General features: G+C 71.0%; 9 protein-coding genes and 1 pseudogene. 4 read left to right on the top strand and 6 right to left on the bottom strand.

Going from position 1 to position 25,149, the window contains the following annotated elements; all coding sequences use genetic code 11:
- Nucleotides 1-2,527: LuxR C-terminal-related transcriptional regulator (locus tag H5J31_RS34700; protein WP_181776908.1), on the top strand; the 2,527-nt coding region annotated here is incomplete at its 5' end.
- Between the two features lie 6 nt (nucleotides 2,528-2,533).
- On the opposite strand, the gene H5J31_RS34695 is transcribed toward H5J31_RS34700, so the two are convergent.
- The 6 genes from H5J31_RS34695 to H5J31_RS34670 form a co-directional block, all read right to left on the bottom strand.
- Nucleotides 2,534-5,290 (bottom strand): helix-turn-helix transcriptional regulator, encoded by a 2,757-nt coding sequence (locus tag H5J31_RS34695; RefSeq protein ID WP_181776907.1) that lies wholly within the window; start codon nucleotides 5,288-5,290, stop codon nucleotides 2,534-2,536.
- A 1,162-nt stretch (nucleotides 5,291-6,452) separates the two neighbouring features.
- Complete coding sequence (locus H5J31_RS34690; protein ID WP_407925085.1) at nucleotides 6,453-7,736, bottom strand: HNH endonuclease signature motif containing protein; 1,284 nt, start codon at nucleotides 7,734-7,736, stop codon at nucleotides 6,453-6,455.
- A 301-nt stretch (nucleotides 7,737-8,037) separates the two neighbouring features.
- Nucleotides 8,038-9,594: an MFS transporter gene (locus tag H5J31_RS34685; protein ID WP_181776905.1), complete on the bottom strand. Its 1,557-nt coding sequence runs from the start codon at nucleotides 9,592-9,594 to the stop codon at nucleotides 8,038-8,040.
- On the bottom strand, nucleotides 9,591-10,526 hold the full coding sequence (locus H5J31_RS34680) for an ACP S-malonyltransferase (protein ID WP_328701689.1): 936 nt from the start codon (nucleotides 10,524-10,526) through the stop codon (nucleotides 9,591-9,593). The genes H5J31_RS34685 and H5J31_RS34680 overlap by 4 nt, the downstream gene beginning before the upstream one ends.
- Before the next feature lie 30 nt (nucleotides 10,527-10,556).
- Nucleotides 10,557-11,969 (bottom strand): class I adenylate-forming enzyme family protein, encoded by a 1,413-nt coding sequence (locus H5J31_RS34675; protein ID WP_181776904.1) that lies wholly within the window; start codon nucleotides 11,967-11,969, stop codon nucleotides 10,557-10,559.
- Nucleotides 11,970-11,988: 19 nt separating this feature from the next.
- Complete coding sequence (locus H5J31_RS34670; RefSeq protein WP_181776903.1) at nucleotides 11,989-13,677, bottom strand: flavin monoamine oxidase family protein; 1,689 nt, start codon at nucleotides 13,675-13,677, stop codon at nucleotides 11,989-11,991.
- A gap of 312 nt (nucleotides 13,678-13,989) precedes the next feature.
- Here H5J31_RS34670 and H5J31_RS34665 point away from each other — a divergent pair.
- The 3 genes and pseudogenes from H5J31_RS34665 to H5J31_RS34655 all read left to right on the top strand — a co-directional run.
- Nucleotides 13,990-20,400: pseudogene (locus H5J31_RS34665) on the top strand (type I polyketide synthase); the annotation flags it as partial.
- Entirely contained in the window at nucleotides 20,400-20,621 is a 222-nt protein-coding gene (locus H5J31_RS34660) for a hypothetical protein (protein WP_181776901.1), read from the top strand. The pseudogene H5J31_RS34665 and the gene H5J31_RS34660, both read left to right, overlap by 1 nt.
- A gap of 16 nt (nucleotides 20,622-20,637) precedes the next feature.
- A partial coding sequence (locus H5J31_RS34655) for a type I polyketide synthase (protein WP_181776900.1) occupies nucleotides 20,638-25,149 on the top strand: 4,512 nt, incomplete at its 3' end.

Here is a 25,149-nt window from a genome sequence, read left to right as displayed (position 1 = left end):
CCACGGAGTGGCCTGGCTGCTGCTGGAACCGTTGCTGGAGGCCGGAAGGCGCGGGGAACTGCTCACCGCGGTGCGGGCGGACAGCGAGTTCCCGGCCGCCCCGCCCGACGCGCGGCGCGCGCATCTCGTACTGCACGAACTGCTGGAACTGTTCACCGAAATGGTGCGCGACACCGGCCCGGTCGCCTTGCTCGTCGACGATCTGCAGTGGGCGGACGCGGCTTCGGCGCGCTGGCTCGCTTATCTGGCCAAGCGGATGAGCAGGCTCCGGGTCCTCGTCGTCGCGACGTTACTGGAGGGCGACGATTCCGCGGACGACGTCGTGGTCAAGGACATCGCCCGCACCGCGGCACGCACGGTGCACGCCGTCCCGCTTTCGGCCGAAGGGGTGCGGGCCTATCTGACCGCGCGCTGCGGCGGCGAACCCGCGGACGAGTTCGCCGACGCCTGCTACGCCCGCACCGGTGGTTCGCCGATGTTGCTGGACGCGCTGGTCAACACGATGCTCGGGCACGGTCTGCGTCCGGTCGCCTCGGCCACCGCCGAACTCGCCGCGCTGCGCCCCTCACCCGCCGCGGCCCGGGTGACCCGGTGCCTGCGCGCCCAGCCGGACGACGTCGGGGCGGTGGCCAAGGCGATGGCCGCGCTCGGCGAGGCCACGGAGACCCACGTCGTCTCCGATCTCTCCGCACTCGACTCGCCGGATTTCGATGCCGCCGTAAGGGCTTTGCGACGGCTCGGGCTGGTTGAGGCCCCCGACGGCGGACTACTGCGGTTCTCCGGGGAGATGGTCGGCGACCTCGTCGCCGATCAGCTGAGCGCGGACGAACAGGACCGGCTGCATCTGCACGCGGCGAATGTCCTGTACCGCAACGGAAAACCGGTCGAACAGATCGGACGTCAGTTACTGGCCACGGTCGCCGAACCCGAACCGTGGGCCGCGGAGGTACTGCGGACCGCGGCCAGCGCCGCGCTCGCGAACGCCGCGCCGAGGACCGCCGCCCAGTACCTGCAGCACGCGCTGGCGCATCCGGGCGCCGATCGCGCGGAACTGCTCGTCGATCTCGCCGCCGTCGAACGCGGGTACGACCTGCCCGCCGCGCACCGGCATCTGCACCAGGCCCTGGGATTGCTGCGGGATCCGGTGGATCGCGCGTTCGCGCTCGGCCTGCTCCCGGTGCTGACCGGCCCCCGGTTCGCCGCGGATGCCCGTCAGCTCCGGCAGGTGATCGAGGATCTGCAGGAGATTCCGGGACAGGACGCGGCCGAAGCGGCACTGAGAATGGAAGCCCGGCTTCGCTACCTCGAAAAGGATCTGCCCGGTTCCGGGGACTCGGCGGCGGACCGGCTGGCCGACCTCGGACCCGCACCCGCGAAGGGATCTTCGGCCCAGCGCGAACTGGTGGCGTCCTTGCTGTACCTGGTGACCGTCGCCGGCGTCGCGCCCCGAGAGTCCATTGTGGACCTCGCGCGGCAGGTGCTGGAACGGGAACCCGGTTCGCCCGCCCAGATGTACACCACGCTGCCGCTCACCGTGCTGGTGCTGGCCGCCGCCGACGCACTCGACGGCGCGGATTCCTGGCTCGCCGCGGCCTGCGGGCCCGGCGCCGAACCGGACCTCCCGACGCTGGTCGCGTGGACCGGGCAGGCGCTGGTGGCCTCGGCGACGGGACTGCTCGGCGTGGCCCGCGAACGGGCGCAGGCGGTGCTGAAGTCGGCGGGACCGAGCCGGGTCGGCATCACCATGACGGCGATGCGGGTACTGGCCGAAATCGCCATGGAGCAACGGGATCCGGCGCTGGCGCGGTTGATCGTCGACCATCTGGAGGTGGAACACGATCCGTGGCTGCGCTCACTGGCCCACGGCACGGTGGCGCTGACCGAGGCCAATCACACGGCCGCCGCCGAGTACTTCCTCGATTGCGTGCATCAGCTGGAGCGGGTCGGGAACCGAGTGCTCTTGCCCCTGCGCGGCCAGATCGCCCTGCTGCTGGCGGCGACCGACGAACCGAAACGGGCCGAAGCCGTCGCACAGGGCGAGGTCGAGCGGGCGTTGTCCTGGGGCGCGCCGTCGGTGGTGGGCCGGGCCCTGCGCGTCCGCGCGACACTGCTCGACCGCGACGAGGACGCCGTCCCGGTGCTGCGCGAAGCGGCGAAAACGCTGGCCCGCTCGGGAGACCGGCTCGAACTCGCCCGCACGCTGATCATGCTCGGCGAGCGCGACACGGGACCCGAGTCCAGCGAGAACGAGCTGGAGGGTCACCGGCTGGCGGCGGGCTGCGGCGCGAGCTGGCTGACCCGGCAATCCGCGGAACCGGCGGACTCCTCGGACGGCGGGCTGCTGACCGTGACCGAGCAGCGTGTGGTGGACCTGGCGGTGTCCGGGCGCCGCAACCGCGACATCGCGGAACTGCTGGAGGTCACCGTACGCGCGGTGGAGAAACATCTGACCAGTTCGTATCGCAAACTCGGCATCTCGGGCCGCGCGCAGCTGGCCGCGGCGATGCGGGGCCACCGGGCGGGGTGAGCCCGGTCAGGATCCGGCGGGCACCGTCGCCGCGCCGAGGCGGCCCTGCAGCCAGGCCGCGGCCAGCTCCACCCGGGACTGGCTGCCGGTGCGTTCGAACAGCGACGTCAGCCGTGCTTCGATGCGTTTCTCGCTGACCTGCAGCGCCGCCGCGATCTGGCGGTTGGTGCGGCCGCTCGCGATCAGGCCGACGATGTGGCGCTCCAGGGGATCGAGCCCGGCCCGGTCCACGCGGTCCGTGCGTTCCGGGGAGAAGGCGATCCGGTGCTGTTCCAGCAGATCCGACACGGTCGCCAAGGCCGCGACGGCGTCCAGCCGCTTCAAAGTCCGGTACGCCTCCAGGAGGGACGGCGCGGGGACCGGGCTCAGCTCACCGAACGCCGTGCACGCCTCGGCGATCCGGAAGACGTCACCGGACTGCCGCGCCAGCCTGACGCCCGCGCGCACCGACTCCAGGTCGCCGCGCACGAGCCCGCCGCACACCAGGGCCGCCTCCTGCACCGAAGCCGTCGGGCAGCGGGCGGCGGTGCCTTCCAGCTCGGCGAGCAGCCGGGTCACGCTTTCGGTGTCCCCTCGCCGTCTCGCGCCGAGCAGGAGCCGGGCCAGCAGACGTTCCATTCCCGGCCGCACACCGCGTTCACGGCAGTCGACGTAATCCCGCCAGCCACGTTCCGCGGCCTCGTCGTGCCGTCCCGCCGAGTGGTGCAGCCGGTAGCGCGCCCAGGCGACGTAAGCGTCGGCCGAGGTCCGGAAAGGCAGGCGGCGCAACCAATCCGCCGCCCGGTCCGGCTGGTCGCGCTGCGCGCAGATCTCCGCGGCGAACACACTCGCGAACCGGTGGCGGCGGGGCGGATCCCACCACAGGCGCTCGCCTTCGAGCCTTCGTGTCAAGGAGAGCGCCGTGTCCCAGTCACCGTCGCGATAGGCCTGCCGGACGGCGTGCCAGCCGAACGCGAAACCGGTCGTCGGTGGCTGGTAGCTGCCGCGCAGGTAGACGGCGAGCACACTGACCGAGTCGAGGACCTCGGCGGCTTCGGTGACGTCCTCGAGCGGTGTGTCGGTCAGTGCTTGTCCCGGCTCGACGGGACGGCAGCCGTCGCCGGGGAGCGAGCCCAGCAGGATCCGGGCGCCCAGGACGAACACGTCGTCGTCCTCGGCGTCGCAGGTCCGCGCGAATGCTTGCATCGCGTCGATCGCCACCGCCTTGTCGCCCCGGTCGACCGCGGCGAGCAGCCGCCCTGCGCCGAGGGCGCGGGCGAACGGTCGCACGGCGTCGAGTTCGGCGATCCGTTGTTCGTGCGCGAGCGCGCCCAGCCAGCAGGCCAGCACGGTGGCCGACAGGCGGACGGGTAACCGGGCAGCGGTGAGCTTCGGCGCGAGGACGGTCGCGAGATCGTCGGCGAGCAGGCCGTACGCGCCGGCCGCGAAGCTGTCCGCGAGGAGGGCCCGCAGGACTTCGGGGAACCGGTCGTCCGAGGGTTCGAGCCGCCGGAGCGCCGCCATCCGGTAGCGGCGGGCCGTCGGTAGTTCGGTGCGGTTGCTCGCGGCCGCGGCGAGCAGGACCTCCACCGCTTCGTGATCCGGCGGCGACGGTGGCAGTTCGGCGAGGTGCGGGGCGATTTCGGCGGGGTCGGCACCGCGCCGCTCCAGGAGATCCCGCGCGATCCGGCGGTGCAGCACGGTGCGCCAGCGCATACCGCGCTCCAGCCTGAGCCGTTCGGCCAGCGCGGGTACGGCGAACTCCACCTCACCGCCCGTTCCGGTGCGGAGGATCCCGGCCCGCACCAGCTCGTCGAGTGCCTGGCCCGCGGCCGGCAGTTCCATCGCCGCGGCGGAGGCCAGCCAGGACAGCTTTTCGAGAGTGGGGGCGCCTTGTTCGCTCAGGACCGCGATGATGGCGGCCAGCCGCTGCGCGTGCGGCCCAAGCCGTCGCAGCCGCAGCGCCTCCGGATGCCGGTCCGGCAGCACGATCGGCGTCGGGGCGCCGACGAGGCAGACGTGTTCGTCGACCACCGCCAGCCGTTCCCGGTCACGCAGGCTCTCGACCGTCGCGCAAACCGTCCCGGGATTGCCGAACAGCGGCCCGAGCGCGGCGCGCAGCGCGGTGACGAGTGCGGGATCGGTCGCGATCCGGCCGCCCCTGGTGGTCCAGCCGGGCAGCAGCGCGGTCGTCTCGGCTGCGGTCAACGGCCGGAGGTCGACGGTGCCGTCGGCGAGGGCGAGCAGTTTGCGGGCGGGCCCGCTCACCGGGGCATGGCCGAGCGTGGTCGCGACGGTGACCGTCCCGGTGGCGCGGGCGCCCTCGGCGACCAGCGTGAGCACGGTGGCGACGTCCGGCGGGAGCAGGTCGAAGTCGTCGAACTGCAGGACGATCCGGCTACGCGGGGAGAGCGTGGCGAGGACGGTGATCAGATCGTGGGCCGTCGTCTGCGGTCCGGTGCCGGTCCCGGATTCCAGCCGGGCGCGCAGCCATGCGGCAGCGCTGAGCATACTGGCCAGCTCGGGCCGGTCGAGGGCGCCGATCAGCTCCACCAGCTGCGTCGTCAGCCGGAGCAGGACGGTGTCCGGATCGGTACCCGCGGGAACGGCCAGCACCACGGCGCCGGAACGGCGGCCGCGCTGAGCCATACCGGCGAGAACGGTGCCGCGTCCGCTGCCGGACGGCCCGTGCACCACCCAGATCGCGCCGGGACCGGTGAGCACCCGGTCCAAGGCCGCCTGCGCGTCGTCCGGACCGGCGTTCGTGACGGCCGTCGCTCCCATGTCCCTCCTCGGCCGTCGCGGCCAGGCGGCGGTTCCAGCTTTCGCTCCGAAGCATGGCGCAGGAAGCGATCGCGTGGTCGGGGAGTCGAACGGCCGGGCACCTTCGGCCAGCATAGTTGCCCGTGCACACCACGGTCGACGGATTCGCGCCATCGAGCGATTCCGGAGAAGGCGGGGCCTGCCCTTCAGGTGCCGGACCTGGCGGGGTGTCGGCTTTCTGGTCACCATAGTTCGTCGAGGGTTGCGAGTTGCTGCCGGAAGGTTCTGGCGTCCTTAGAGGGAAGGGTGTGTGCGACGAGGTCGAGGGTTCGTCGTAGCTCGGCCGGGTCGGGGCAGCATTGCGGCACACCGCAGCCGCAGTGAGGGTCCCAGAGTCGATGCATCGGTTCGTGAACGAACAGTCTCCAGGCTTGAAGTGCTTCAGCGGAGGCGCCGGGCCAAAGCCAGGTGCGTTCGAGGCGGGCGATGCTGGCTCGTCCTCGGGGTGAGAGGCCCTGAAGCGAGGAAATCCGCTCGTCAGTGCGGCTGCGGCGATGAGTATCGGCCCGGACGCGGGCTGGCGATCTACGCGGCATTGCCCTTTCGGATGGTCGACATAGCGTTGATTGTGCCATGCGCGAACTTCGGTGCGGTGACATTCAAGCGGGTCCAAACCGATGGCTTTAGGCTCGCCCTTGCTGAAAACACCACGTAATCGCTGTTCATCGAAGGTATTTTCCGTCTGTCGTGCATGGTCAGTAGTCGAGCGTTGACGGCAGACAGCCACATGAGGACGAGGCCTGCCGGGCGGGCGGCTGTGTCCCTGTCAGCGGTCCCTCGATGCCACCAAATCCGGTTACGCCGCCCCTCGGATCATGGACGCGGCTGGGGCATAGGTCATGCCGGGCCTGGCGGCCACGAGTCACGAAAAAGGAAACGGGGGCGTGGTGTTGTGCCTGGCCCGGGTTGCCATGACGTGGTTGGAGTCGTGAGTGGTAAGGGTCGTTCTAAGGCGACTTGCCACTTACGGCCAGCTTGTACCCAGACCAATCCTTGGGCCGGAGGTCGTTGAGGGAGGGGCGGGCGAATCGGTCACTTCCGCTGACGCCGGCTCGCCCGACTTCCGGTGGGCATGCCGAAGGGCCCGTCGCCGTGTGGCTGGCGGGCTCTTCGGATCCTGCGGTCATGCGGCGGCGCGGTGGAGGGTGTTGCGCCGGGGACTTCGTAACGGGTCCCGGTACTGGGGTGGGATGAACTCCGGCAACCCATCGGCCGCCATCCGCACCTCCCACTCACCGTGATGAATCAACCGGTGGTGGAAGCCGCAGAGCAGCACCAGATTCCGGAGATCGGTGCGTCCGCCGTCTGCCCAGTGGTGAATATGGTGGGCGTGACAGTTCTTCGGCCGCCGATGACAGCCCGGGAACGCACAGCCCCCGTCGCGGATGTTCAACGCCCGTCGCTGGCCAGGGGTGACGAACCTTCTTAGCCGCCCCACATCGAGGGGTTCCCCAGCGGCGTTGAGTACGACGGGCAGCATCAGGCAGTCGCACGCGGCCATCCGCGCTTCGCGGGCCGTCATCTCACCCACGAAATCCAAGCAGGCTTTGCCGATCCCGGTCTTCAACTCGTCGAGACCGACGGTCACGTGCACCAAAGTCCGGTAGCCGCTGGTGCCGGGCTGATCCGGACAGGCGATCGCGAGGTCCAGCAGCTCCGCCCACGCGTCACCCTGGCGTTCCGCTTTGGTGCGGAAGTCGGCTTGGCCGAACTCGTCGACCGGGCGAGGCTTGGCATAAGCCTCAAGCGCGGCCGCCGTCCGGGCACCCAACTCATCGTCAAGAAGGCCCTTGATCTTCCAGAACCCGTCCTTACGCCGCTCCACGGTCAGTTCACGACGCGGCTGAGCTGGTTCGGGATCCTTCGGCTCCGCACCGTCGGGATCCAGCAAGCCCAGCAGGGTGCCCCCGAGTTCGGAGACCTCCCCGGGACCGGCATTCCGAGCGAGGTCGGCGAGTCTCGTGTCGGCGAACCCTCGATCCTCGGCAGGCACCTCGGCCGGGATCTCCTTCAAGATCCCCAAGATCTGCTTGATCCGTTCCTGCCCGATCGCGCCGTCCGCCGCCGCGGCAGCCGTCGCGGGAGCGAACGCGGGAATCTCACGCCCGTCCAAGGCACGCGTGGGATTCAGATCGATCGCCTGGTTCACATACGGACGCGCCTCAGTCTGAGACAACCCGGCGACATCGGCGAACCACGCCAGCGTCGTCCCATACCCATACAAATCCTTGGATCCCCGAGACTCGATCTCCGCCAGATACCGGCCCAAACCAGCAGAGGCGACCCGCATCAGCTGCAGGAACTGCTGCACGCCATGAGCAAGCTCCAGCTTGCCAGCGCGCCACAACTCCTGCGGCAACTCGGGGAGGAACGTCGTCTCGGACACACCCCAAGAATACCAAAACATGTCGAACATGTGTTCGTAATTTTAGGCCACATTTAAAGTGGTCTGAATAACCCTAGAGGGTGATTTCGCCGCAACTAGACGACCGCAGGCAGGCATCCGCCCCCGATCTCGGGGTAACGGCGTCTACTCACAGTCCCCGGGGCGAGAATGCGCCACCTACACAGTTCGGCACCCTGAACGCGATAGTTGCATGAGGTAAGCACCGCATTCAGAGGACTAAATGCGAAAGTCACGCGTTTAGTCCTCTGAATGCGGTAGTTGCGTGAGGTAAGCATCGCATTTAGAGGACTAAATGCGAAGGTTAGGCTCGCGTGCTCGGGGCCTCCTCGGCGGGCTCGGGTTGGGGAGGGACGTCCGTCTCGATCACCTTTGGGACTCCTCGCAGGCTTCGCAGGGCCACCACGGCCAGGACGACCATCACCACGGCGCTGCCGAGCATGCTGGTCCGGATGCCGCCGACGAACGACTCCTCGGCGGCCGTGCGGACCGCCGTCGCCACCGGTTCCGGCAGGCCGGTCGCGACCGCGGCGGTGGCGCTGAACGATTCGCGGACCTGGGCGGCCAGGTCGGGCGGAACTCCCGGTGGCAGGGTCAGTTCCGCGTGGTAGACGGCGGACAGCACGCTGCCGACCACCGCGATGCCGAGTGAGCCGCCGAGTTCGTAGGCGGTGGCGGAGATCGCGGACGCCGCGCCGGCGCGGTCTCGGGGGACCGTGCCGAGGATGGTGTCGCCGGTGACGGTCAGGGTGAGCCCGGCCCCGGCGCCGAAGGCCACTTGCGCGGCCAGCACCAGTACGTACGTCGAGTCCGTGTTCACCGCGCCGAACAGGCCGAAACCGACCGACGCCAGTGCCAGCCCACCCGACACCGTCGAAGCCCGGCCGAACCGGCGTACGGCCTTGGCCGCCAGGACACCGCCCGCGACGAGCGCGGCGATCGCGCCCGGGACGAACGCGAGCCCGGAGCGCAGCGGGCTCCAGCCCAGTACGAGCTGGAAGTACTGACTGCTGATCAAGGCGAACGCCGACATCGTGAAGACCGACACCAGATTCGAGCCGACCGAGGCCGAGAATCCTCTGCGCCGGAACAGGTCCAGGTCGATCAGTGGTTGGTCGAGCCGTCGCTGGCGGCGGCCGAACAGCCAGAGTGAAGCCCCGCCGAGGGCGAACGCGCCGAGCACCTCCGGGTACCAGAGGCCGACGTAGAAAGCGCCCTTCAGCCCGTACACCACGGCGACCAGTCCGACGATCGACAGCAGGACGCTGGGCAGGTCGAGCCGCAACCGGCCGCTGGAGCGGGACTCCGGCACGACGCGGGCGGCGGCGAAGATGAACAGCGCGACCGGGATGTTGACCAGGAACACCGAACCCCACCAGAAATGCTCCAGCAGGACACCGCCGACGATCGGGCCGATCGCGAATCCGGCCGCCGACACCCCGGCGGTGACGCCCACCGCCGCGGTCCGCGACCGCTGGGTGGTGAACACCGCGCGCAGCAAGGAAGTCGTCGACGGCAGCACGGCCGCTCCCGCGACGCCCAGCAGCGCGCGGGCGGCGATGAGCGTTTCGGCGCTGGGGGCGTACGCGGCGACGAGTGAGCCCGCCGCGAACGCCGCGACCCCGATCAGGAGCACTCGACGTCGCCCGAAGCGGTCGCCGAGGTTGCCCATGGTCACCAGCAGACCGCCCATGGCGAACCCGTAGACGTCGGCGATCCACAGCAGTTCCTCGGCGGAAGCGCCGAGCTGGGTGGTGAGCGCCGGGACGGCCAGATGCAGCACGGTCATGTCGATCGCGACCATCAGCTGCGCCAGGCAGGACACCATGATCGTGGCGATGTCGCGGGCCTTGGTGCTCATGCGGCCACCGCCTTGGCCAGGCGGGCCCGGGGCCTCGGTGTCAGTGTGTCCCGGAGATCGGCACGCACCAGCGTGAACGCCGTCTTCAATCCCGGCAGCCGGTGCAGCAGGTGGTCCGGGCCGGCGACGAGGACCCGGCCGACGCCGAGCCGGGCGAACCGGTGGACCAGCCCGGGCAGCCGCACCGCGTTGACCGTCGACTCCAGCAGGAGCGACGCCGCCCCGCCGCCGGTCCGGACCGGCTCTCCGTCCTGATCGGACACGATCGGCAGCACCGGGTCGGTGAACGCGAACCCGCCGAAGACCTCCTCCGCGAGCCTGTCGCGCAACCCGCCGAGCACCCGCGCGTGGGCCGCGGGCCGCATGGTCGTGAGCGCGTACCCGCCGGCCGCGCGGACCCGCCGGACGAATTCGTCCAGATCTGCCTCGCGCAGGGTCACCAGATGGGCCTCGTCGTCGAAGCGGCCGGACAGCTCGTGCCCGATCCCGTCGAGGATCTCGCCGAGCGCGGATTCCGGGGTGCGGACGACGAACTGGCTCACGAGATCCTGGTGCGCCGTCTCGAAATACTCCCGTTCCCGGCGGGCGACCGCGTCGACGAGCCGGACCAGATCCTCCGGCGGCAGGGCACCGGCACGGACGACGGCGGCGCGTTCACCGAAGCTGGACCCGGCGACCGCGACCGGCTCCAGCCCGTGGTCCCGCTCCGCCCGCTCGGCGAGTGCCAGCGACGCGAGCACGAAAGCTATCTGGGTGTGTTCCGTGTACTCGTCGCCTCTGGCGAGCGGGTCCAGCAGGGAGCGGCCGAGCGCCCGCTCGGCCACGCCGAGCAGGCGCCGGGCCAGAGGGTCGACGACGAGGAACCGGCCCAGTTCCGCGGCACGGGCGGGGCCCATGCCGGGGAAGAGGACGGCGTCCGCAGGTTTGTCCACAGTGCACACCCGGTTTCGGTGGTTTCGGGATCAGAAGTGTTCGGCGACGGCGAACTGTTCGAGCCGTTGCCGGTCTGGTTTCCCGTTGCGGTTCAACGGGAACTGGTCGGTGACGAGGACGCGGTTCGGCTGCTCGGCCGGGGGCAGCACACCGCAGATCCGGTCCCGCCAGTATCGCGAGTCCCGCTGCGCGTCGTCCTCGACGACGAACACCAGACTCGATCCGCGCCGCTGGTCGGGCAGCGCGACGATCTTCGCGGAGCAGCCGTCGGCGGCCAGCCGGTGCTCGATCACCTCGGGGTGCAGGGTGTGCCCGTTGCGGTGCACCGCCCGTTTGCGCCCGACCACGAAAAGGTTCCCGGCCGCGTCGAGCCGTCCGAGGTCGCCGGTGGCGTACCAGTCACGGTCGACGGGGATCACCTGGCCGGTGTCGTCGAGGTAGCCCTCCATCAGATCCGGGTCGAGGACGAACAGTTCGCCGATCTCGCCGGCGGGCAGCGCCACGCCGTCGTCGGAGCGGACCTCCAGGCTCAGGCCGTCGACGATCTGCCCGCAGCCGTAAGGGTTTCCCGTGTTGGCGAAGGCCACGTTGCCCATTTCGGTGCTGCCGTAGCTGTCGAGCAGGGGCATCCCGAAAAGCTCCTCGGACTGCTCCACGAGTCCGGGTTCGAGCGGGGCGGCCCCACTGCACAGCATGCGTACGCGGGAGAATTCGTCTTTGAGCGCAGGGCGTTTGCCGATGATGTTGAACAGACTGCGATACGTGGACGGCGTCGCGTCGACGACCGTCGCCCCGGCGCGTCCGGCCAGGCGCAGTGCCCGGTCGGGACGCCGGTAGGGCGCGACCACCAGCGAGCAGTCCCGCAGCCACGCGATCATCACCATCGACAAGCCGTACTGGTGGTTGAACGGCAGCAACGGCAGGAGGACGTCGCCCTCGACGTGGCCGACCAGATCGGCGTTGCGTTCCAGGTTCTTCAGGAACCGCGCGCCGTTCTTGGCGACGCCCTTGGGGACGCCGGTCGAGCCGGACGACCACATCACCAGACTGTCGGGCAGCTTCTCCCAGACGTCGAAGCGAAGGTGGTCGTCGGCCGGCTCCCGGTCGGCGGCGGCCACCATGATCTCGTAGGTGTAGGCCGAGGGTGCGGACGGCGGCATCGGCGCGTCGTCGTCGATGACCGCCAGCGCGACGCCGGACCGGGTGATCGTCTCGGCGGTGCGGTCGGCGTGCTCCATATGGTCGACCAGGACCACCGACGCGCCGACGTGCATCAGCGCGACCAGGATCGTCAAGTAGGCCAAGGTGTTGTCGGCCTTGAGCAGGACCCGGTCGCCGGAACCGACGCCGCGGTCGCGCAGTACTTCGGCGACGCGGAGGGCCTGCTGCTCGAAGGCCGCGCCGCCGGTGACCGCGTCGGGGGAATAGATCTTCGCGAACATTGAGAAGTCCTTTCCGCTGTCAATCCAGGCTCACCGGGGCGATCTCGTCGAAGACGTCGCCGGGACCGGGGTTTTCCGGGTGGGTACCGCCACCGAGATGCTCGACGACGCCCCATACGGCGTTCAGCGCGGTGGTGACCGCGCTCTCGGAGAAACCGGCGATCCAAGCGACGTCGTCACCGGCGAGGAAGAAGCCGCGGTGGTGATCGGCGGCGTCGCGCTGCATGAACTGGGTGAACAGCCGTCGCTGGTAGCGGTAGCTGCCGGGGAGGCAGGATTTGAAGGCGCCCTTGAAATGCGGCTGGGTCTCCCAGGTGATCGCGATCGGCGGGCCGATCATATGCGAGCGGATGTCGACGCCCGGATAGATCTTGGCCAGCGCGGAGAGCATCACGTCGAGCCGCTCGTCCGGGGTCAGCGAAGCGACCTTGAGCGAGTCGTCGTTCCACGTGTAGGACAGCAGCATCGTGCCGGGTTCGTCGGGGCCGTTGTCGATCAGGTAGACCCCGCGCGGGATGCGGTCGGTGAGCGTCGTGCTCATCACGTCCCGGCCGGTCTTCGGGTCCTGGTCGAGCCAGAACGGGCGGTCGGTGATGACGAACAGCTTCGACGCGCCCATGTAGTGCGTGCGTTCCAGCGCGGTCCACACCGGCTGCGGCAGCAGGGCGTCGTCGCTCTTCATGCCCGAGAGCAGGTTCCAGTTCTGCGCGGCGAAGATCGCCGCCGGGTAGGTGCGCACGTCGCGGTCGGCGTCCTCGATGGTGAACCCGCGGCCGGTGCGGTCGATCCGCACGACCGCCGGACGCGGCTCCCCGCCGTGCAGGCTCGACAGCGAAGTGCCGGACGGCCAGTACTCGAGATCGTCGGGCTCGTCCGTCCAGAGTCCGAGCGGCAACTGCTGGCAGCCGCCGATGATGCGGTGGTGCTCGTCGCTGGTGTCGGTGCAGATCACGCGGAGGATTTCGAGCGCGGAGTTGGGGAAGTCGGTGTCCCAGCCGCCGCAGCCGAAGCCGACCTGGCCGAAGATCTCGCGGTGCTCGAAGGAGGAGAACAGCGGCGACGAGGTCAGGAAGCCGTAGAACGACACGTTGTCGAACTTGGTGACCAGGTGGTTCCACAGGGCCTTGATGGTCGTGACGTCGCGGCGCCGGATGGCGTCCTCCATCAGCGACAGATCGGCCTGCTCCTGCAACGTCTTCGTCCAGGCGTCGTTGACCTCGCGGTACACCGACGGCAGGTCGGCGGCCGTGCGGGCCCAGTGGTTCTCGCCGTGCAGGTTGATCACCGTGCTCGGCGAAGCGGGGGAGAGCGGGTTGGGGAACGGCGTCGTCTCCAGCCCGACCTTGTCGATGTAGTGGAAGAGCGCGCCGGCGGACGGCGGGAAGCGCATGGCGCCCAGTTCGGCGACGGCGTCCGGGTAGCCGGGCAGGCTGACCGAGCGCATCCGGCCGCCGAGCTGCTCGGCCTCGTAGATCACCGGCTTCAGGCCGAGCTTCATCAGCTCGTAGGCGGCCACCATCCCGGACAGGCCACCGCCGATCACCGCGACCTCGGTGCCGTGTGCCTGCCTGGGCACGCGGCCCAGACCGGCCGGATGCCGGATCCAGTCGTCGTAAGCGAACGGGAAATCGGGACACAGCATGCTCGTCGAGCCGGTGCCGGCGTCCAGACCGGGCAGCGGGCGTTCTTCGACAGGAGACATGGTCATCGGCGTTACCTCCGGCACTAGTTCTGGCGTCGCGCGGACGACCTCCGGCCTGTACGGTCTCGCCGGACGTCCCGGCACTCGTGCGGCCACTGGGTCTCGGCGCTGAAATCCGGTTCGCCGAGAGCCACGTTAACGATTCCGCTCGGACGCGGTGGATACCTTTTCCACCGGCTGCCCATGACCCGGAAACCGGGCGGCGGAACGCGCGATTACCCGGCGATGGAACAGTTCCGCCCCGCCCACCGCCGCCGCTGTGGCCAACTGGACCGGCCAATTCCCTGTGCCGGGCGACCCGAGGTGGCGAGTGCGCGCATGACCGAGCTGGATTCCCTGCGACGGCTGGAAGACCGGCCGAGGGCCGAGCGACGCCGAACGCTGCTGGGCCTGGTGCGCCGGGCGACGGCGGCGGTGCTGGACGCGCCGCCGCCCGCCGGCCGGACCTTCGCCGAACTCGGCTTCGATTCCCTGCTGGCGGTGCGGCTGCACGAGCGGCTGACCGCGGAGACCGGGCTCGACCTGCCGGTGACGCTGGCCTACGACCATCCCGGCCCGGAAGCCCTGGCCGACTTCCTCGACGAATTCCTGTTCGGTGCCGACGTCGTGGACACCGCGAGCGGCGTCGTATCCGGCGAGCCGATCGTGATCGTCGGTATCGGCTGCCGGTTCCCCGGCGGCGCCGACTCCCCGGCCGCGCTTTGGTCCCTTGTGGACGAAGGCCGGGACGTCGTCACGGAGTTCCCGCGCGACCGCGGCTGGGACGTCGACGGCCTGTACGACCCCCGCCCGGGCATCCCGGGCCGGACCTACGTGCGCCACGGTGGGTTCCTGCCCGGCGCCGCCGAATTCGACGCGGGTTTCTTCGGTATCTCGCCGCGCGAGGCGCTGGCCATGGATCCGCAGCAACGCCTGGTCCTGGAGACGGCGTGGGAAGCGCTGGAGCGCGCCGGTATCGACGCCGGGACCCTGCCGGGCAGCCCGACCGGGGTGTTCGTCGGCGCCGAGCCGCAGGAATACGGCACGCGCCTGGCCGACGCGCCCGAAGGTCTCGACGGTCATCTGCTGACCGGCAGCGCCCCCAGCGTCGTCTCCGGCCGGATCGCCTACACGCTCGGCCTGCAGGGACCCGCGCTCACCGTCGACACCGCCTGCTCCGGGTCGCTCGTCGCGTTGCACCTCGCGGTCCGCGCGCTGCGGGCCGGTGAATGCACTCTCGCTTTGGCCGGTGGGGTCGCCGTACTCGGCACGCCCGGCCCGTTCGTCGCCTTCTCCCACCAACGCGGCCTGGCGCCGGACGGGCGCTGCAAGCCGTTCTCGGCGGCGGCGGACGGTACCGCGTGGGCCGAAGGCGCGGGGATGTTCGTCCTGGAACGGCTTTCCGACGCCGAGCGCAACGGACATCGCGTACTCGCGGTGATCCGAGGCAGCGCGGTCAACTCCGACGGCGCGTCGAACGGGCTCACCGCCCCGAACGGCCCGTCCCAGCAACGGGTCATCCGCGCGGCGCTGGCCGACGCCGGGATCAAGGCGTCCACTGTGGACGCTGTCGAGGCGCATGGGACGGGCACCACCCTGGGCGATCCGATCGAGGCGCAGGCACTGCTCGCGACCTATGGCCGGGACCGGGAAACGCCGCTGTGGCTGGGTTCGGTGAAGGCCAACATCGGGCACGCGCAGGCGGCCGCGGGGGCGGCGGGCGTGATCAAGATGATCATGGCGCTGCACCACGACCGGCTGCCGCGCACTCTGCACGGCGACGATCCGACGCCCGCCGTCGACTGGTCCGCCGGCGCTGTCTCGTTGCTGGCCGAGCCGGTCGCGTGGCCCCGCGGCGAGGAACCGCGGCGGGCCGCGGTGTCGTCGTTCGGTATTTCCGGCACCAACGCGCACGTGATCCTCGAAGAACCCGCGTCCGCCGCACCTGAAGCGCCCGCGCCCGGATCGCCGTCGCCGATCGCGGTCGCGTTCTCGGCCGCCGATCCGGAGGCGTTGCGTGCTCAGGCCGATCAGCTGGCCGCCGTCGCGGCCGATCCGGCGGACCTGGCGTTTTCGCTGGCCAAGACCCGGGCCACGCTGGGCGAACGTGCTTTCGTGCTGGCGCGGGACGCCGCCGAGCTGGTCGAAGCCCTGACCGCTTTCGACGACCGTGTTCTCCGTGGCGGCCCGCTCCAGGAGTCCGCCGAACTGGCGTACCTCTTCACCGGCCAGGGTGCTCAGCGGATCGCGATGGGCGCCGGGCTCTACGACGCCTACGACGTCTACGCCGAGGCCTTCGACGAAGCCTGCGCGCACGTGGACCTGCAGCTCGACCCGCCGCTGCGGGACGTGGTGTTCGGCGAGGCCGAACCGGCGCTGCTGGACCGCACCGACTACGCACAGCCCGCGTTGTTCGCCGTCGAGGTCGCGCTGTTCCGGCTGCTGGAGTCCTGGGGTGTCGTCCCGGCCTACCTGTGCGGCCACTCCGTCGGCGAGTTCGCCGCCGCGCACGTGGCCGGCGTCCTGTCGCTCGCCGACGCGGCGATGCTGGTGACCGCGCGCGGCAGGCTCATGCGGGAACTGCCCGAGGGCGGGGCCATGGTTTCCCTGCGCGCGTCGGAAGAAACGGCCCGCGCCTTGCTGACCGGGCACGAGGACCTCGCCGGGCTCGCGGCGGTCAACGGCAAGGACGCCGTCGTGCTGTCCGGAGCCCGTGACGCGCTGGAAGCGGCGATCGCAGGGTTCGACGGCAAGGTCAAATGGCTCAACGTCAGCCACGCCTTCCACTCCCCGCTGATGCGGAGCATGGTCGACGACTTCGCCCGCATCGCGCGGCTCGCCGAGTACCACCCCGCGAACCTGCCGATCGTCTCGACGGTCACCGGCGGGATCGGCGGGCACGACTCGGCCGAGTACTGGGTCCGCCACATCGAAGCGACCGTCCGGTTCGCCGACGCGCTGGACGTGGTGCGCGACGCCGGTTGCGGCACCTACCTGGAACTCGGCCCGGACGGCGTCCTGTCGGCGCTGGTCGACGACGGCGTCGCGCGGCCGCTGCTGCGCCGGGACCGGCCCGAGGTCCCCGAACTCCTCACCGCGCTGGGCACCGTCCACGTACGCGGGGTCGACGTCGATTTCGCGGCGCTCGCCCCGGGCGGCCGGAAGATCGACCTGCCGACCTACCCGTTCCAGCGCTCGCGATACTGGCTCACCCCCGGCCCGGCCAAGGACGCACGTGGGCTCGGCCTGCGCCACGCCGAGCATCCGCTGCTGGGCGCGGTGGTCCCGGTTCCCGGTGGCGACACGGTGTTCACCGCGCGCCTGTCGGTCGCCGACCAGTCGTGGCTGGGCGGCCACCGGGTCGGCGACGACATTCTCTTCCCCGGTACCGGTTTCCTCGAACTCGCGTTGCACGCGGGCGCGGAGACCGGCTGCCCGGCCGTCGAGGAACTGACCCTGGGCGCGCCGCTCGTGCTTTCGGCGCCGGTCGAGATCCAGGTCGTGGTCGCGGCGGCGGACGACGAAGGACGCCGCGCGATCACCGTCCACACGCGACCGGAGCACGGCGAAGAGTGGACACGGCACGCGAACGGCATACTCGCTCCCGACGTCGAGGCCGATGTCGCCCCGGTGACGTCGTGGCCCCCGGCGGGAGAATCCCAGGCCCTCGAAGGCTTTTACGACGACCTGCCCGGATTCGACTACGGCGGCGTGTTCCGTGGCCTGCGAGCGGTGTGGGTGGACGGCGACGACGTCCACGCGGAGGTCGCGCTTCCCGGCGACGAGGACGGCGGCTTCGGGATCCACCCGGCCCTGCTGGACGCCGGACTGCACGCGATGTTCCTGCGCGAGTCGGCCGAATCCGCCGGTGGGCTGCCGTTCTCGTGGTCGGGGGTCCGGCTGCGGGCGAGCGGCGCGACCGCGTTGCGGCTGCGGATCACGTTCCACGCGGCGGACACCGTGTCGCTGATCGCCGTCGACCCGGCGGGCGCCGAGGTGCTGAGGGTCGCCTCGCTGGTCGTCCGCCGTCCTTCCGCGCGCGGCCGGGAACTGCCGTCCGGACTGTTCACCGTGGACTGGGTACCGGTCGCGGCCGCCGAACCGGTGGCCTGCACGACGTATCCGGAGGTCGTCCCGGGCAAACCCGTAGTGTTGCCGGTGCTTCCGGTCGAGGCGGAAGGCGATCCGGTCGCCTCGGCGCACGAGCTCGGCGTGCGGGTGCTGGCCGTACTCCAGGACTGGGTGACGCGCGACGAGTCCACTTTGGTCGTCCACACACGACACGCGGCGGGACCGGACTCCGCCGACACCACCGATCCCGCGGCCGCGGCGATCTGGGGACTGGTGCGCAGTGCCCAGGCCGAACACCAGGGCCGGTTCGTCCTCGTCGACGGCGAGGCCGAAGACGTGCCGATGGCCGTCGCGACCGGGGAATCGCAGATCGCGGTCCGCGACGGTGTCCCGCTCGTCCCCAGGATCGCCGAAGCCGGCGCGGGGGTGCTTCTGCCGCCCGACGGGTCTTGGCGGCTGGAGAAGTCCGGTGAGGGCACGGTCGACAACCTGGCCCTGACGCCGATCGAAGAGCCGGACCTCGGACCCGACGACGTACGCATCGCCGTGCGGGCGGCGGGGCTGAACTTCCGTGACGTGCTGAACGTCCTGGGCATGTATCCGGGCGAGGCCGGGCCGCTGGGCTGCGAGGTCGCCGGGACGGTGCTGGCCACCGGCGCCGCGGTGACCGATCTGGCGCCGGGTGACCGCGTGATGGGCATGGTGCACGGCGGCATCGGCCCGGTCGCCGTCGGCGAACGTCCCTTCCTCACCCGCGTCCCGGACGGCTGGACCGACGAGCAGGCCGCGACGGTCCCGCTGGTGTTCCTCACCGCCTACTACGCGCTGGTGGACCTGGCCGGGCTCAAGCCGGGCGAATCGATCCTGATCCACTCCGCGGCGGGCGGTGTCGGCATGGCCGCGACGCAGCTCGCGCGTCACCTGGGCGCCGAAGTGTTCGGGACCGCGAGCGAGGGCAAACAGCACGTCCTGCGTGCGGCCGGACTGCCCGGTGACCACATCGCGTCGTCGCGCACCCTGGATTTCGCCGCCGGATTCCTGGGCGCGACCGGCGGACGTGGTGTCGACGTCGTCCTCAACTCGCTCGCGGGGGACTTCGTCGACGCTTCCCTCGCCGTGACCGCGCCGGGCGGCCGGTTCCTGGAGATGGGCAAGACCGACGTCCGCACGCCCGAGGGTGTCGAGTACCGGGCCTTCGACCTGATCGAAGCGGGCAAGGAACGGACGGCGGAGATCTGGGACGCGCTGACCACCCTGTTCGAGTCCGGCGCGCTCGCGCCGCTGCCGCTGCGGACCTGGGACGTCCGGCACGCACCCGACGCGTTCCGGTTCGTCAGCCAGGCCAGGCATATCGGCAAGGTCGCATTGACCCTGCCGCGAGCACTCGATCCGGAGCGGCCGGTGCTCGTCACCGGCGGCACGGGCGGACTCGGCGCCTTGGTCGCGCGGCATCTGGTCACCGCGCACGGGGCGCGCAACCTGCTGCTCACCAGCCGTCGCGGCCCGGACGCGCCAGGTGCGAGCGGCCTGGTCGCGGAGCTGACCGGCCTGGGCGCGGAAGTCCGGGTCGCCGCCTGCGACGTCGCCGACCGGGACGCGCTCGCCGCGCTCTTGGACGGCGTCGATCTGACCGGTGTCGTGCACACCGCGGGTGTCCTCGACGACGGCGTGCTGACCGGCCTCACCCCGGAACGCCTCGCGAAAGTCCTGCGCCCCAAGGTGGACGCGGCCTGGCATTTGCACGAACTGACCCGGGACCACGACCTCGCGCTGTTCGCGCTCTACTCGTCGGTGTCCGGGATCGTCGGCTCGGCGGGGCAGGCGTCGTACGCCGCCGCGAACACTTTCCTGGACGCGTTGGCCTTCCAGCGGCGGGCACGCGGTTTGCCCGCGGTCTCGCTCGCGTGGGGCCTGTGGCGCGAGGGAATGGGCAGCGGGCTGGCCGAAACCGACGTCGACCGCATGGCCCGCGAAGGACTGCCGCCGCTGACCGCGGAGACCGGGCTCGCGCTGTTCGACGCCGCCCTCGACGGTGGGTTCACCGCCGTCCTGCCGATCGAACTGGACCGGGCCGCGTTGCGTGACCACGCGCGGACCACCGAGGTCTCGCCGGTCCTGCGCGGCCTCGCGAAGGTCAGCACCAGGCGCGCGGCGGGGCCCGCCACGACCGGCGGACCCGATCTCGGCGACAAGCTCACCACGCTGCCCGACGACGAACGTTCCGCCCTGCTGATCGACCTCGTGCGGCACAACGCCGCCGCCGTCCTCGGTCATGAGGCCGGCGGTGCGATCGACCCGGCACGCGCGTTCAAGGACCTCGGGTTCGACTCGCTGACGTCGGTGGAACTGCGCAACCGGATCAACACCGTGACCGGGCTGCGCTTGTCGGCGACCGCGGTGTTCGACCACCCGACGGTCGCCACACTCGCCGGGCACCTCCTGGCCGAGCTGGCGCCGCCGACGCTCAGCGCGGCCGACGCCGTGCTCGCCGAACTCGACAAACTCGAGGCCCGCCTGGCCGCGGTCGGCGACGACGACGGGCGCACGGCGGTCGCCGGACGGCTGCGGACCCTGCTCGACGGGATCGCCACGCCGGGCGCCGACGTCGGCGGGCGGCTGGAGGACGCGACCGCGGACGAGGTCGTCGACTTCCTGGCCACCGAACTGGGGATTTCCTGATGCCGGACGAGAAGGCCGTCGCCAAGGCGCTGGCCGACATCGAGAAGCTGAGCGACCGGCTGAGCGACCTCGATCCCGAAGACCGCAAGAAGGTCGCCAAGCCGCTGAAGAAGATGCTGCTGGCGTATGCGGCGGGGGACAAGGACGACGAGTTCGACGACCTGCTCTTCGACGCGGCCGTCGACAAGGTCTTCGGCTTCCTCACCGACGAGATCTTCTGACTACAGCGAGGGTGTGATGGCGGACCAAGAGAAGCTCCTCGACCTGCTGAAGCGTGTGACCGGGGATCTGCACCGGACCCGGGAACGCCTGCGCGACGCCGAGGACGGGCGGCACGAGCCGGTCGCGATCGTCGGGATGGCCTGCCGGTTCCCCGGCGGCGCCGACACGCCCGCCGCGCTGTGGGAGCTGGTCGATTCCGGCCGCGAGGGCATCGGTGAGTTCCCCGCCGACCGCGGCTGGGACACCTCGGAACTGTTCGACGACGACCCCGACCACCGCGGCACCACCTACGTGCGCACCGGCGGTTTCCTGCCCGGCGCCGCCGGATTCGACGCCGAGTTCTTCGGGATCTCGCCGCGTGAGGCGCTGGCCATGGAACCGCAGCAGCGGCTGCTGCTGGAGGTGGGCTGGGAGGCCGTCGAACGGTCCGGCCTCGACCCGGCCGCGCTGCGCGGCAGCCCCACCGGCGTCTACGTCGGCGTGTCCGCGCAGGAATACGGGCCACGCCTGCACAATCCTGGTGACGCGGTGGACGGCTACCTGCTCACCGGCACCACCTGCAGTGTCCACTCCGGACGGATCGCCTACCAGCTGGGTCTGGAGGGGCCGGCGGTGTCGATCGACACCGCGTGCTCGTCGTCGCTGGTCGCGGTGCACGCCGCGGTGCGCGGCCTGCGCGCGGGGGAGTGCACCCTCGCCCTCGCCGGCGGCGTCAACCTGATGGCGTCGCCGGGTATCTTCGTCGACTTCGCGCGCCAGCGCGGCCTCGCGCCGGACGGGCGCTGCAAGTCGTTCTCCGACGACGCCGACGGCACCGCGTGGGCCGAAGGCGTCGGGATGCTCGTGCTGGAGAAGCTGTCGGACGCGCGGCGCAACGGGCACCGGATCCTCGCCGTGGTACGGGGTTCCGCGGTGAACTCCGACGGCGCGTCCAACGGTCTCACCGCCCCGAACGGCCCGTCGCAGCAGCGTGTCATCCGCGCCGCGCTCGCCGACGCGAGACTGTCCACTTCGGACGTGGATGCGATCGAGGCGCACGGTACCGGCACTCGTCTCGGCGACCCGATCGAAGCCGAGGCCCTGATGGCCACCTATGGCCGCGACCGTGACCGGCCGCTGTTCCTGGGCTCGGTCAAGTCGAACTTCGGGCACGCCCAGGCCGCGGCCGGGGTCGCCGGGATCATCAAGATGGTCGAGGCGATGCGTCACGGAGTGCTGCCGCCCACGCTGAACGTCGGCACGCCGAGCAGCGAGGTCGACTGGGACGCCGGGCCGGTGTCGCTGCTGACCGAGCGCACCGCGTGGCCCGAGACCGGGCGCCTGCGTTCGGCCGCGGTGTCGTCGTTCGGGATCAGCGGGACCAACGCGCACGTCGTCCTGGAGCAGGCCCCCGAGCCCGACCCCGTGGAGGTCGAGGCCGCGCCCGCGGTCGTCCCGCTGCTGCTGTCCGCGGCGACGGAATCCGCGCTGGCCGCACAGGCGGCACGGTTGCTGTCCGCTGCCGGGACCGCGGAACCGGTCGACGTCGGCTACACCCTGGCGACGACGAGGGCGGCACTGCCGTACCGCGCTGTCGTCACGGGCACCGGCTGGGAGACGTTGTCGGCGGGGCTGTCCGAGGTGGCCGATGGTGTCTCCAGCCGGGTCACCGAGGGTGGCCTGGCGTTCTTGTTCACCGGCCAGGGTTCGCAGCGTGCCGGGATGGGAACCGAGCTTTATCAGGCTTTCCCGGTGTTCGCGGCGGCGTATGACGAGGTTCGCGCCTTGTTGCCGGAGTTCGGCGACTTGAGCCGGACGGAGTTCGCGCAGCCCGCGATCTTCGCCCTCGAAGTCGCGCTGTTCCGGCTCGTGGAGTCGTGGGGTGTCCGGCCGGACTTCCTGGCCGGTCACTCGATCGGCGAGATCGCGGCCGCCCATGTGGCGGGCGTGTTCTCCTTGGAGGACGCGGCGAAGCTGGTGGTCGCTCGCGGACGGTTGATGCAGGCGCTGCCCGAGGGCGGCGCGATGGTCGCGGTGCAGGCGTCGGCGGACGAGGTCCGCGACGTCCTCTCCGACGAGGTTTCCCTGGCCGCCGTGAACGGGCCGACCTCCGTGGTGCTGTCCGGTGCCGAGGGCCCGACGCTCGAAGCCGCCGCACGGTTCGGCGACCGCAAGACCAAACGACTCGACGTCTCGCACGCGTTCCACTCGGTGCTGATGGAGCCGATGCTCGACGACTTCGCCGAAGTGGTGCGAAGCCTGGAGTTCACGGCGCCGCGGATCCCGATCGTGTCGACCGTGACCGGTCCGGCGGATCTGACCGACCCCGCGTATTGGGTCACGCATGTCCGGGAGACCGTGCGATTCGCCGACGCCGCGGAGCGCCTGGCCGCCGACGGGATCACGAAGTTCCTCGAACTCGGACCCGACGCCGTCCTCAGCGCACTCGTCGACGGCGCTGTGCCCGCGCTTCGCCGTGGCCATGACGAGCCCCGTCAGCTGGTCACCGCGCTCGGCGCGCTGCACGCGCGCGGTGTCACCGTCGACTGGGCCGCCTACTTCGGCGGCAGTGGCCGGTTCACCGAACTGCCCACCTACGCCTTCCAGCACGAGTACTTCTGGCTGGGTCAGGACAGCGACGCCGACGTCACCGCGGCCGGGCTCGCCGCCGCCGACCACCCGCTGCTCGGTGCCGCCGTGTCCGTGGCCGCCGACGACGGGGTCCTGCTCACCGGCAGGCTCTCCCTCGAACGGCACCCTTGGCTGGCGGACCACGTCGTCGCCGGCCGTGTGCTCGTCCCCGGCACCGCGTTCGCCGAACTCGCCGTCCGCGCGGGCGACGAGGTCGGCTGCACCGGTGTCGAAGAGCTGATCCTGCAAGAACCCCTGGTCCTCGAACCCGGGTCCGCGCCGGAGGTCCAGGTCGTCGCCGGTGCCGCCGACGAGTTCGGCCGCCGTCCGGTGTCGGTCCATTCCCGTCTGCCCGAGCGTCCGTGGGTCACGCACGCCACCGGTTTTCTCGGCACACCTCAGGTGTCCACCGTGGACTTGGCTTGGCCGCCGGAGAACGCCGAAGCAGTCGGGCTCGACGACGCTTACGACCGGCTCGCCGCCGCCGGACTCGCTTATGGGCCGATGTTCCGTGGGCTGCGCAAGGTGTGGCGCCGCGGCGAGGAGATCTTCGCCGAGGTCGCGCTGCCGGAGCCGGAGCAGGCGGCGAAGTTCGGCCTCCATCCCGCCTTGCTGGACGCGGCGCTGCAGGCGACCGCCGTCCCCGGCGAGGGTGACCAGGGCGCCGTCCCGTTCGCGTGGCGTGACGTCGTGCTGCACGCCCGTGGCGCGACCGAACTGCGAGTCCACGCCCGCCCCGGCGCCGACGGCTCGTTCGCGCTCGATCTCGCCGACGGCACGGGCGCTCCCGTCGCCTCGATCGGCGGGCTCAGCGTCCGCGCCGTGACGACGGCCGCCACGCCTGATCGCGATGGGCTCTACCGGATCGAAGACGTTCCGCTTCCCGCAGGTTCGTCGGACACCACGGCCGCCGCGGTGTTCGAAGCCGAGTCGCTCGACGCCACTCTTGGTGCGCTGCAGGACTTCCTGGCGACGGACGCGGCCGATCCGCTGGTGGTCCTGAGCCGGGACGGCGCCGTCGAAGGACTCGTCCGTGCCGCGCAAGCGGAACACCCGGGCCGGATCGTCCTGGTCCGGGGTACCCGAGCCGACGTCGACGCCGCACTCGCCACCGGCGAACCCGAAGTGCACGCCGACAACGGGAAACTGTTCGCGCCGCGTCTCGCCAGGGCGACGACCGGTACCGATAAGTCTACATTGGACACTTCGGGCACCGTGCTGATCACGGGCGGCACCGGCGGGCTCGGTGCCCGGCTCGCGCGGCACCTGGTCACCACCCATGGAGTCCGGCACCTGCTGCTGGTGAGCCGTCGTGGTGAGGCCGCGCCCGGCGCCACCGAACTCGTCGCGGATCTCGCCGCCCTCGGGGCCACGGTGCGTGTCGAAGCCTGCGACGTCGCCGATCGCGACCAGGTGCGTTCCCTTGTGGGCAGCGTGGAGCCCGCGGTCACCGGTGTCGTCCACGCGGCGGGTGTCCTCGACGACGGGGTCGTCACCTCGCTGACGCCGGAGCGGGTCGCCGGGGTGTTCCGGGCCAAGGCCACTGCCGCCCAGGTACTCGACGAACTGACCGGCGATCTCGACTTCTTCGTGCTGTTCTCGTCGATCGCCGGGGTGTTCGGCTCGCCGGGCCAGGCGGCCTACTCGGCCGCGAACGCCGCCTTGGACGCGCTCGCGCGGCAACGTCGCGCCGACGGGAAACCCGCCCAGTCGCTCGCCTGGGGCCTGTGGCGGGACGGTATGGGTGCCGCGCTGAGCGGGACCGACCGGGACCGGATCGGCCGTGACGGTTTCGGCGCCCTCGAACCGGAAGAAGGACTCGCGCTGTTCGACGCGGCCGTGGCCGACGGTGAGGCCGTCCTGGTCCCGGTGCGGCTCGACCTCGCGACCGTGCGGAACGCGGCGAAGACCGCCGGC

The sequence above is a fragment of the Amycolatopsis pittospori genome (assembly GCF_013870525.1).
GTDB classification, from domain to species: domain Bacteria; phylum Actinomycetota; class Actinomycetes; order Mycobacteriales; family Pseudonocardiaceae; genus Amycolatopsis; species Amycolatopsis pittospori.
Note: the sequence above shows the minus strand (reverse complement) of the source record. Positions and strands in the feature narration are given on the sequence as shown.

Coding starts and splice junctions, on each gene's coding strand:
- H5J31_RS34695 (WP_181776907.1), bottom strand. CDS start 5,290: ATGGGAGCGACGGCCGTCACGAACGCCGGTCCGGACGACGCGCAGGCG.
- H5J31_RS34690 (WP_407925085.1), bottom strand. CDS start 7,736: ATGTTTTGGTATTCTTGGGGTGTGTCCGAGACGACGTTCCTCCCCGAG.
- H5J31_RS34685 (WP_181776905.1), bottom strand. CDS start 9,594: ATGAGCACCAAGGCCCGCGACATCGCCACGATCATGGTGTCCTGCCTG.
- H5J31_RS34675 (WP_181776904.1), bottom strand. CDS start 11,969: ATGTTCGCGAAGATCTATTCCCCCGACGCGGTCACCGGCGGCGCGGCC.
- H5J31_RS34660 (WP_181776901.1), top strand. CDS start 20,400: ATGCCGGACGAGAAGGCCGTCGCCAAGGCGCTGGCCGACATCGAGAAG.
- H5J31_RS34670 (WP_181776903.1), bottom strand. CDS start 13,677: ATGACCATGTCTCCTGTCGAAGAACGCCCGCTGCCCGGTCTGGACGCC.